Annotated in this window: 9 protein-coding genes; all 9 read left to right on the top strand. The window is 73.9% G+C overall.

The window, feature by feature from the left end; all coding sequences use genetic code 11:
* The first annotated feature begins 1 nt into the window (after position 1).
* The gene (locus ACLQ29_RS20440) at positions 2 to 499 is read left to right on the top strand and encodes a hypothetical protein (protein WP_425773084.1); all 498 of its coding nucleotides are present in this window, start codon (positions 2 to 4) and stop codon (positions 497 to 499) included.
* Positions 499 to 1,146, top strand: coding sequence for a hypothetical protein (locus tag ACLQ29_RS20445; protein ID WP_425773085.1), 648 nt, complete (start codon positions 499 to 501; stop codon positions 1,144 to 1,146). The genes ACLQ29_RS20440 and ACLQ29_RS20445 overlap by 1 nt, the downstream gene beginning before the upstream one ends.
* Positions 1,143 to 3,170: a hypothetical protein gene (locus ACLQ29_RS20450; RefSeq protein WP_425773086.1), complete on the top strand. Its 2,028-nt coding sequence runs from the start codon at positions 1,143 to 1,145 to the stop codon at positions 3,168 to 3,170. The genes ACLQ29_RS20445 and ACLQ29_RS20450 overlap by 4 nt, the downstream gene beginning before the upstream one ends.
* A gap of 10 nt (positions 3,171 to 3,180) precedes the next feature.
* Positions 3,181 to 3,504, top strand: coding sequence for a hypothetical protein (locus ACLQ29_RS20455; protein ID WP_425773087.1), 324 nt, complete (start codon positions 3,181 to 3,183; stop codon positions 3,502 to 3,504).
* Between the two features lies 1 nt (position 3,505).
* On the top strand, positions 3,506 to 4,009 hold the full coding sequence (locus tag ACLQ29_RS20460) for a hypothetical protein (protein ID WP_425773088.1): 504 nt from the start codon (positions 3,506 to 3,508) through the stop codon (positions 4,007 to 4,009).
* Complete coding sequence (locus tag ACLQ29_RS20465; RefSeq protein WP_425773089.1) at positions 4,002 to 5,438, top strand: baseplate J/gp47 family protein; 1,437 nt, start codon at positions 4,002 to 4,004, stop codon at positions 5,436 to 5,438. The genes ACLQ29_RS20460 and ACLQ29_RS20465 overlap by 8 nt, the downstream gene beginning before the upstream one ends.
* Positions 5,439 to 5,449: 11 nt before the next feature.
* Entirely contained in the window at positions 5,450 to 7,795 is a 2,346-nt protein-coding gene (locus ACLQ29_RS20470) for a hypothetical protein (RefSeq protein ID WP_425773090.1), read from the top strand.
* A gap of 13 nt (positions 7,796 to 7,808) precedes the next feature.
* Positions 7,809 to 8,936 (top strand): hypothetical protein, encoded by a 1,128-nt coding sequence (locus ACLQ29_RS20475; RefSeq protein ID WP_425773091.1) that lies wholly within the window; start codon positions 7,809 to 7,811, stop codon positions 8,934 to 8,936.
* A 136-nt stretch (positions 8,937 to 9,072) separates the two neighbouring features.
* Complete coding sequence (locus ACLQ29_RS20480) at positions 9,073 to 9,843, top strand: AfsR/SARP family transcriptional regulator (RefSeq protein WP_425773092.1); 771 nt, start codon at positions 9,073 to 9,075, stop codon at positions 9,841 to 9,843.
* Positions 9,844 to 10,357: the final 514 nt, after the last annotated feature.

The following is a 10,357-nucleotide window of genomic DNA, read 5'->3' on the forward strand; positions in this document are numbered from 1 at the left end:
CATGGCCACCACCAGTTTCCTGCGGTACGGCACGGTGCCGTCCGCGATCATCAGCGACAGGATCCTGCCCATTCCGATCTGGGCCGTCACCGCCATCTCACTGGCCCAGACCTACCACCTGCCGCCGATCGGCTCCACCGCGCACAAGGCCATCGTGGCCACCCACGACGACACCATCACCCTGACCGGGGTGCTGGTCGGCCCGGAGCGCTACGCCTGGAAGTTCGCGCTGGAGACGATGGCCGAGGCCAGCAAACGCGGCACCGCACTCGCCGCGTACTCCGGGGGGAAGTTCGGCGGGCTGATCCTGGTCACCTCGATGACCATCCGCACCGACATGCAGGTGCAGTCGCTGACGTTCAACGCCTCCGCCGCCCGCCGCGACGTCCTGGACACCACGATCACCCTCGTCCACGTGCCCCGTCCCAGCCTGCTCGGCAAGCTGCTCGACGTGGCCAGCATCGGAGTCGGCGCGCTCGCCGACGGGTTGGGCAACTGATGCCACAGTTTCCGATCGACCGCTACCTGCTGCCGGAGACACCCGTCGAGGTGCCCGACGGGTTCACCGAGGTACGGCAGAGCCTCACCGCCGGCCTGCCGCACCGCGTCGAGTTGGGCGCCGGTGTGCACGCGGTGCTGATCCTGCCCACCGGGCTGGCCCGGCAGTGGCTGCACACCGACCCCCTCGCCGTGGTCAGCACCTCCGCCGACGACCTGGTCCCCCGACCCGCGCCCCCGGCCGCGCCCCCGCCCCCGGCGCTCGTCGGCCGGGTGCCGCTGCGCCTGGTGGTCCGTCAGGGCACCCGGATCCTCGGCTCGGTGCCGCTCGCCGCCGGGCTGCGCCGGGTCTGCCCCGACGCCGGCCCGGCGGTCGCCACCGGAGCCGCCCCGATCGCCGTCGAGGTGGTGGTGCTCGGCTGGCTGCTGCACGCCGGGACGGTACGCGGCTCCGGCGACTACGGCTCGTCCATCGCGCTCGCCTGGCGGCGCGCCGACCGCGCGGTGGACCAGTTCGGGCCGCCGCCGATAAACGAGTTCGTCTGGCGTCGCCGTCCACCCGCGCAGCGCGTCGAGTCCGAGCTGGGCCCCGGCCGGCTGCGCTACCGCTACCTGCTCGACAAGAAGCTGCGGAGGGTGCTGCGATGACGCTCACGCCGTTCCAGACCGGTCAGGTCCGCCAGGGCGCGGTCGGCAACGACGCCGGTTGGACCCTGACGTTGCACCGGGAGACCCCGACCGGGCTGAGCCCCGACGCGGCGCTCAGCCTGTCCAGCGCCGACTACTACGCGTCCATCGACGCGGCGCTGCCCGACGGGCTGGGCCCCGGCGCGTACACGGTCACCGTGCAGGGGCTGATCGACGAGCACTTCGCCGCGCTGCGCACCGCCGAGGGACAACCGCCGCTGGTGGCGAAACTGCACCTGTACTGGCGGGACGCCAACACCTCCGTCGGCGCGTTCTTCACCAACCTGGTCGGCGTCAACGCCGGCCCGACCCCGGCCGAGCTGACCCAGGCGCTCGTCGCCGTGCTGCGGGTGACGAAGGTACGGCGGCTCACCGGCGAGCGGACGTACGACACCGAGCTGACCCTCGTCGAGCAGGCGTACGCCCGGCTCGGTCAGCGGGTCGCCGAACGGTTCGAGGCGGCGTCCTTCAGCGCGGCGATCCGGGCCGTCGCGGAGCGGACCAGAGTGGACATCGCCACCTGGGGCGCCAACCCGGACGGCACGATGACCCGGGGCACCACCGAGGCGGCCGGTGACGAACGGGTCGCCTTCGGCGCCGGGCTGCTCTACCGCGCCGCGGTGGAACGGATCGGCGGCGCGTTGCAGCAGTCGCTCAACGCGTACGGGCGGGGAATGCTGCTGATCCGCGACGGCACCGTGCACGTCGGCAAGCGGCCGATCCCCTATCCGGAGGGGGAGCCGAAGCCGCTGACCCTCGCCACCGGCCTGCTGGAGTGCACCGAGAACGGCACCCAGGACACCGACCCGTACGCGGCCACCGAGGCGGGCGGCCCCGCCGCGCCGCGCCGTCGGGCGTGGACCCTGACGCTCAAGGGCCGGCCCGACCTGAAGCCCGGTGACCTGGTGTGCTTCGACCCGCCGGCGGTGGACGAGGCCACCACGCTGGGCAGCGTCGGCGCGGCGCTGCTCGGCTCGTTCGCCGCACCGTTCGCCCCGTCGACGGGGGAGTTGGGGGCGGGGGCGAAACTGCTCTACCTCAGCGCCGCGCGGCACACCCTCTCGCGTACCGCCGGGTTCGTCACGGTGGTGCAGGGCGTCGAGGTCACCTCGGGCGCCCAGGCCTGGGACAGCTGGAGCGACGCCTCCGGCGTGGGCACCGCCGAGCCGGCCGGTCCGGCGTCCTCGCCCGGCGTGGCCGCGGCGGAGGCGGTGCGCCGGGCGGCCCGCGCAGCCCGGGGCGAGACCCGCGGCCTGGAGATCGGCGAGGTACGCGCGGCGGCCACGAACGCCAGCGGCGCGGTCGAGCCACCGGCACAGACCGAGACGGTGTGGGAGGGGTTGGCCCGCCCGGACGGCCGACCCAACGCCGCCCGCCGCCTGCCGGTACGCCGGGAGCAGCCCGCGCCGCTGCCCGGGGTGACCTACCTGACCCCGTTCGCCTGGGGTGGCTGCGGGCTGATCCTGCCCCGCTATCCGGGCACCCGGGTGGCGCTCGCCTACCGCAACGGCTCACCCGACGACCCGGTGGAGGTGGGCGCGCTCTGGCCCACCGGGCACGCCCCGGTGTCCCAGCCGGGGGACTGGTGGCTGTCCCTGCCGGTGGGGGTGGCCACCAACAGCCGCTCGTCGATCGGCGACACGGTGGTACCCGCCGACCACGACGGCAAGGTGGCGCACGACCTCACCGACGGCGACGGCAACCGGGTCATCGAGTTGGGTGAGCTGACCGTGCGGGTGGGCCGGGCCCAACTCCAGGGGCGGGGCCAGCGCCCGGCGCGCGCCGACGAGGCCGACAGCATCACCATCGAGCACGCCGCCGGCGGGTCGTCGATCGTGCTGAAGCAGGACGGCTCGATCACCATCACCGGCACCCGGATCGACCTGGACGCGGGCAACGGCGCGGTGAACATCAGCGGCGGCACCGTCACCATCGCCGCCGACGACGTCGACGTGCAGGTCGACAACGCGATGAACGTCCACTGAGGAGAACGCTATGGCCTTCGTGCTCACCACGTCGAGCGACGTGCACTGCCCCAGCCAGGGGACTGTCACCCCGGCCGGGCAGAGCAAGCTGACCGTCGACCACGTCGCGGTGACCCGCCCAGACGGGATCAGCGGCAAATCGGTCGCCGGGTGCACCATCACCACGAGCAACTCCACAAAGCAGTGCGGCACGGTGACCACGGCGACCGGCGCCGCCAGCAAACTCAAGGTCGGCGGGGTCGGGGTGGCCCTGGACTCGCTCAGCGGCGCCACCGACGGCAGCACTCCCGGCCTGTCCGCGAGTGCCGGGCAGAGCAAGCTGAAGGCGGTCTGAGGTGGACCGGACCGAGCGGGAACGCCAGGCCGCCCAGCGTCGCTACCTCGGCTGGGGCCTCGTCTTCGAACCCACGATGCCCGGCGTGGACCTGGCCCGCGACATCGTCTTCGACGACGGCCCGAACGGCCGGGTGCTGGCCCTCGTCGCCGGCACCGACAACGTGGCCCAGAGCCTCGCGGTGGCGCTGACCACGTTGCGCGGCTCGAACGTCTTCGACGCCACCTTCGGCTTCGACGGGCTCAACGCCCTCGCCGAGCAGATCGAGCCGAACCTGATCCGTGAGCAGGTACGCATCGGCATCATCACGCTGCTCGACCGCGACCCCCGCGTCCGGAAGATCGTCGACGTCAACCTCGACGACGGCCGGCTCGGCGCGGGCCGCGCCGACGACGCGGCGGCAGCCGCGCTGCGGTCCTCCCGCACCCTCCAGGTGCAGGTCCAGTTCGAAACCATCACCGACGACCGGCTCTCGGTGCATCTCGGGGAGCTGCCACATGTCTGATCCCACCCTCCCGGCCGAGCTGGCCGACGTCCTGGCCGTCGACGCCGCCGCGCTGCGGGCCACCGGCTCGACCGGCTTCGGCGTCGTCGAGAGCGGCTTTGTGCCGAAGTCCTTCGCCCGACTGCTCGCCGAGAAGCTGGCCACCGCCCGGCTGCTCTTCGGCGACGACATCGACCTGACCAGCGGCGCCGTGCTGCGTAAGGTCCTCGAACTGGCCGCGCTGGAGGACGCCCGACTGTGGGCGGCGCTCGGCGCCGTCTACGACAACTCGTACGTGGTGTCGGCCACCGCCGACGCGCTGACCCGCCTCGGCGAGGAACTCGGCATCCCCCGTCCGTACCTGCCGGCCCGGGGCACCGTGAAGCTGAAGCTGAAGGCCGCCCTGCCCACCGGGCATACCCAGCTCACCCTGCCCCGGGGTGCCCGGCTGTCCACGCCCGGCGGGCACCACGTGGCGCTGGACGAGACGGTGGTGCTCTCCGCCGCCGTCGGCGAACGGGTGCCGGCCGTCGCCGCGTTCTACCCCGGGCCCGCGCACAACCTCGACCCCGCCCAACCCAGCCAGAAGATCGACCGCTGGAACCGGGCCGACACCCTGCTGGCCGACCTGGACGACGCCGAGCAGGCCGCCGGCGCCGAACTGGTGGAGATCACCCACACCGTCGCGCTGACCGGTGGTGAACAGCAGGCGTCCGACGCCCGCTACCGGCAACTGCTGCTGGCCGCGCCCCGCTCCATCTGGACCGCCGAGGCGATCGGCCTGGCCGTGGCGACAGTGCCCGGCGTACGCCAGGTGCAGGTCTTCGACGGCCGGGGCGGGCTGGACCTCAACCAGTCCATCTTCGGCAACTTCAACTTCATCGAGCGGGTCTTCAGCACCGAACGCGACCTGGGCAACCCGTACTACGTCACGGTGCTCGTCGCGCCGACCGCCGCGGCCATCTGGGACGGGCCGGACGGGCTGCACGCCGCCGTCGAGTCGGTCATCGAGGACCTGCGCCCGGTGGGCATCTTCGCCTCGGTGGACCGGGCCGACGAGGTGGGCATCGGCGTCGAGGCCGACCTGGTGATCCGGGGCCTGCCCCTGCCCACCGGCTCGAAGGAGACGGTGAACGCGTCCACCGCCGCCACCGAGTTGCGCGCCCGCCTGCACGCCCGACTGCGCCGCTACGTCGACGAGCTGCCCTTCGGTGAGCCGGTCCGCGCCGCCGAGGTGATCTGGACGCTGATGAACGAGCCGGGCGTCGCCGACGTACGCGGGCTGCGGCTCGTGCGCTTCCCGGCCGACTCGGCGGTGGTGGTGACCGGCAGCGCGCCCACCGGCGACGGGGTGCAGCGCCTGCCGGTCGGCGACAACGCGGTGCTCGCCGCGAACCAGGTGCCCGTCTACGTCGACCGGGACGACCCCCGGCCGTTCCGGATCGTCTGAGCGGGGGACCGATGACCGACATCCGGGTGCCGGTGGACGGCGCCGACCCGTCCGTCGAACGCAACCTCGTCGACCAACTGGAGGGCCCGTATCCGGGCACCGTCCGGCGGGTGGTGGTGCCGCTGGCCAGCACCGGTACGGCCGTGGTGGACTGGACCAGCCGGCATCCGCTGCTCACCGTCGTGCTGCGCCGGGACCTGGTCGAGGAGACCGTGCGGGTGACCGTCACGGTGGACCCGGGCGGCGCCGACGAGCGGGTGCTGCCGCCGGTGGTCTTCGCGCCCTGGTCGGCCGCCGGCGCGTCGGTGCCCGCGTACGCCCCGGACACCGCCGACGAACCGCTTGTCGCGTCGTTCCCGGTCGCCGTGACCGTCGAGCGGGCCGTCGACGGAGGCACCGCCACGGCGGTCACCGGTGCGGTCCTTCCGGGGCTGGTCGAGCTGGCGGTGCTGGAGGGCAACCTGGGTCGGCTGCTCTACCTGGTGTCGTACGAGAAGCACCGGCTGCGGCGCGCGGCCCGGGAGGTGCACGCGTACCGGACCCTGGCGCACGCCCGACGCGACGCGCTGGACCGGATCGGCGCGGACGTCGGGGTGGCCCGCTTCGTCGACGAGCTGGTGCACGAGCCGGCCAGCGGCGAGGTGTACGCCCGCCGGCTGGCCCCGCCGGCCCGCGAGCCGGACACCGCGTACGCCCACCGGCTCGGGCTCTACCGACGGTTCCTGCTGCCCACCCCGGGTGCGGTGCGCCGGCTGCTCAACGGGCCCGGCGCGGACACCGACCCGAACGCCGGGCTCTTCGCCGACCTGCCCGGCGGCGCACGGTTCACCGTGCGCGAGGACGACGACAGGTTCGCGGTGGCGATCCGGCTGGTGGCCGCCGGGGATCCGCAGCACCGCACGAACTTCCTCGCCCAACTGCGCCGCGACCGCCTCGTCCTGCCCGCCAACACCCCGCCGAACAACACCGTGCACGCCGGCCGGGCGCTGCCGGCCAGCCGGCTGACCGAGGTCACCGCCCTGCGGGCCAGCCTGCGCCAGTCGTACGCCTTCGACAGCGCGCACGGCGTCGCGCCGCCGCTGGCCGCTGCCCTGGACCGCGCGGGGCGGGTCTGCCGGGCGCTCGGCTCGGCGATCGTGTGGCAGGTGACCCGGGCGCAGGACGACGCCGGTGGCAGCCGCTACGAGCTGGGCCTCGGGGTGGACGTGAGCTGGCCGACCCCCGCGCAGGCCAATGACCTGCGCAACCGGGTGCTGGACACCAACCGCGCGGTCACCGCCGACCGGACCGCCGAGGTGCTGATCGCCGCCGCCCGCGCGGCCGGGGTACCGACCGTGGCGGCCGACGGCGAGCTGGCGTGGCTGTGGCAGGTCTGCGGGTTGCCCACCACGCACCGGATCAGCACCACCAGGATGTACCTGTCCCACCTGCCCACCCGGGGGTTGGCGGTGACCGCGCCGCTGAGCGCCACGGTCGGTGCCGACGCGACGGTCGAGGCGCGGTTCCACGCGCCGGGCGACCCGGGCGGCAACGCGCTGCTGCTGGCCGGGTTGGTCGCCGCCGCGTCCGCGTGGACGGGTGCCGGCGAGCCGGCGTGGACGCCGCTGACCGACGCGGCGGCCCGGACCCGGTGGGCGGCGGTGCCGACCCGGCCGGCGGGGCAGCCGGTGGACCAGGTGCTGGCCGCGGCCGGCCTGCCGGCGGTGCGGGACCCGGCGCCGGTGGTGGCCGCGCTGAACCAGTTGCCGGACGAGCTGGTGGAGACCATCGAACTGCCGACGGCGTTGGCCACCGCGCTGATCGCCGGCCAGCCGGCGGCCGGTGACCGGCTGGCCCGGCTGGTCGGGTTGCTGCGCGACCAGCACCTCGCCGCCGCGCTGCCGCTTGTCGAGACGGGCAACCGGGTGTTGCTGGTGTGCAGCGTGATCGGCCTGCCGCAGGCCGGGCTGAACCTGGCCGAGCGCCGGGCCACCGGGTTCCGCTGGTACACGGTGGGGCTCGGCGGCGGCACCGCGGAGATCAAGGCGGTCGGCGCGCGGACCGCGCTGCGGCCCACCCACGCCGGTCTGGTCGCCGTGGTGGCGCTCTCCTACGTGCGTACCGGCCGGACCGACCCGTACGAGTTCCGGGTGGAGCTGCCCGACGGGGTGACGGTGACCCTGGAGCAGTACGAGCGGCTGATGAACGCGCTGATCAGGGTCTGCCCGCTCGGCGTGGAGATCAACACGTTCGGTATCCGCCGCGACCACGTCGACCTCGACGCCGACGGCACCGCCGAGCCGCTGCGACCGGCGGTGGCCCGGACCTTCCGCACCTTCCAGCAGCGCCGGCACCGCGGCGTGTACGACCAGCTCTGAGAGGGACACCACAATGGCGAGCGAGATCAATTACGACGGGGTGACAGTCACCGAGCTGTACGAGGCATTCACCCAGCACGGCATTCCGGCCTCGGACGCCAGTGTGCTTGTCTCGTCCTGGATCTACGAGAACGTGGGCACCGCGAAGCGGGTGTTCAGCTACGCCGAGTCGTTTCCCGCCGTCGAGCCGGGCTGCGCGCCGCCACCGTTCGCCCGGACCTTCGCGCACACCGACTGGGTCGACGGCGAGGACGTGGTGCAGGCCGGGCAGACCCCGGGGGAGCAGGGCTTCAACGAGCGGTTCCACCGCATCGAACACGACCTTGACCACCTCGGCACCGACGTGGCCAAGGCGTTCGCCTGCATGGCGGCGATGCGGGTGAGTCTGCGGCGGCTGCTCGACGAGATCCGCGCGGAGATCAACCGGCTGCACTCGACGGTGCACGAGAACAAGGTCAGCCCCGGCCCGTACCAGCTCGAACAGATCCCCAACTACATCGGCACGCTGGACTTCGGCAGGTACATGGGCACCACGATGTTCATGGACAAGAAGGTCAGCATCTGGCAGACCAAGGCCGGCACCATCGTGCTGCCCGCCGTGGAGACCCTCGGCGTGGACGTGGTCGTCGGCCCGAAGGTCCGGGGAGCCGCCTACCTGGAACGCCACGCGGCCGAGAACGGCGACATCCGGCAGCGCTTCCCGCGCGAGGTGAAGCTGACCGAGTTCATCCGCTTCTTCGGCGAGGACGAGCTGGCCGACGGCCGGACGGTCCGCGACGTGCTCAAGGTGCTGCCGGCGGAGAGCGCCTATCCGAGCCTGGACGCGATGTTCGGCGAGGTGAGCGAGCGGGAGGCGGCGATCGTCCGGACCACCGTCGGCGCCCAGTCGGCGGTCGCCGCGGCGCTGGGCATCGAGGCCGAGCTGGAGAACGTCGCCGACGCCGACATCGCCATGCTCGCCGGCGTGCCGACCAAGGCCCGGGCGGCGCTGACCCGCGCCGGGATCAGCACCCTCGGCAAGTTGGCCGACACGAAGCCCGAGCAGGTGCTCGCCATCATGAAGGAGGCCGGGGTCCGCGCCGAGGTCGGCGACGCCGCCGAGTGGGCCGGGTACGCCCGGACGCTGAACAAGCTGCGCTGAACGGTCGGGACCGAGTCCGGCGAACGGTTGATCTCCGCCGTTCGCCGGGTCGGTGTGACGACACTGCGCTGGCGCGCCGACAGTCCACACCCGAGCGTGGAACCCGCCACGGGGATCGGGTGCGAAAGGCGCGGGCATGGTTGTTCACGAGGTGACGTACGACCTGCACTCCGCGGTGTCCGAGGCCGCGGCGGGGCAGCCGTCCCGGTACGCGTTGCGGCTGCTCGGCGGGTTCGGGCTGGAACGCGACGGGCGGGCGGTGGTGGTGCCGCAGGGCGCCCGCCGGCTGCTGGCCTTTCTCGGCGTACGCCAGCGCTGTGCCCGCTCGGAGGCCGCCGGGACGCTCTGGCCCGGCTCCCACGAGGACCGGGCGCGGGCCAACCTGCGCACCATGCTGTGGCGGCTGCACCGGGTGACGCCGGAGCCCCTCGTCGAGGAGGACGACCGGCTGGCCCTGGCCGCCGTGGTGACAAGTGACGTGGCCGCCCTGAGCGCGGCGGCGGCCGTCCTGCTGGCCGACGGTTCGCCGGTGGGCGCCGTGCCGATGCTGGCGACAGGTGAGCTGCTGCCCGGCTGGTACGACGACTGGGTCCTGGCCGAGCGGGAACGGCTGCGCCAGACCCGGCTGTACGCGCTGGAGGCCCTCGCCGAGCGGCTCACCACCCAGGGCCGGTACGGCGAGGCGGTGCAGGTGGCGTTGACCGCCGTGCACCTGGAACCACTGCGGGAGAGCGCCACCCGCGCGTTGATCGCGGTGCACCTGGCCGAGCGCAACATCAACGAGGCGGTGCGGCGTTTCGAGCTGTTCCGCGCCGACCTGGGCCGGGAGTTGGGCGTCGCCCCGACGCCCTGGCTGGAGCGCCTGGTGCAGGCCGGCAGGTCCGGGGCCGTAGTCCCGTATCCCTGAGCGGCCGCGCCACTCACCCCGACGTCGCGTCCTGCCCCCGACTGCCCTGCCCCCGCCCGTGCGGCCCGCCTCGCCCCGTCCGGCCCGCCTCGCCTGGCCAGCTTGCCTCGCCCCGTTCGGCTCGCCCCGTTCGGCTCGCCCCGTTCGGCCCGCTTCGCCTTGTCCGGCCCGCTTCGCCCCGTCGACTTGCCCCGTGCAGCCGGCCCCACGGGCCAGGCGACCGTCGGCGGCCGCCCAAGGTGGGGTGGGGAGGGGCTGCCCAGAAGGTGGGTTGCGGCAAGGCAAGGCAAGGCGGGGATGGGGTGGGGCCGCACGCAAGGTGGGGTGGGATGGGGCCGTGCGCAAGCTGGGTTGGGTTGGGTTGGGGTGGGGCCGTGCGCAAGCTGGGGTTGGGTTGGGGTGGGTTGCTGGGTGGGCGAGGTTGGTGGTGGCCGGGGGGGGGGGGGGGGGGGGCCCCCCGCCCCGGCGCCCCGGGGGGGGGGGGGGCGCGGGGGGGGGGTGGGCGGAGGGGGAG

The organism is Micromonospora sp. DT228 (assembly GCF_049841595.1).
Lineage (GTDB): Bacteria > Actinomycetota > Actinomycetes > Mycobacteriales > Micromonosporaceae > Micromonospora.

Coding starts and splice junctions, on each gene's coding strand:
- ACLQ29_RS20445 (WP_425773085.1), top strand. CDS start 499: ATGCCACAGTTTCCGATCGACCGCTACCTGCTGCCGGAGACACCCGTC.
- ACLQ29_RS20475 (WP_425773091.1), top strand. CDS start 7,809: ATGGCGAGCGAGATCAATTACGACGGGGTGACAGTCACCGAGCTGTAC.
- ACLQ29_RS20480 (WP_425773092.1), top strand. CDS start 9,073: ATGGTTGTTCACGAGGTGACGTACGACCTGCACTCCGCGGTGTCCGAG.
- ACLQ29_RS20440 (WP_425773084.1), top strand. CDS start 2: ATGGCCACCACCAGTTTCCTGCGGTACGGCACGGTGCCGTCCGCGATC.
- ACLQ29_RS20465 (WP_425773089.1), top strand. CDS start 4,002: ATGTCTGATCCCACCCTCCCGGCCGAGCTGGCCGACGTCCTGGCCGTC.
- ACLQ29_RS20455 (WP_425773087.1), top strand. CDS start 3,181: ATGGCCTTCGTGCTCACCACGTCGAGCGACGTGCACTGCCCCAGCCAG.
- ACLQ29_RS20470 (WP_425773090.1), top strand. CDS start 5,450: ATGACCGACATCCGGGTGCCGGTGGACGGCGCCGACCCGTCCGTCGAA.
- ACLQ29_RS20450 (WP_425773086.1), top strand. CDS start 1,143: ATGACGCTCACGCCGTTCCAGACCGGTCAGGTCCGCCAGGGCGCGGTC.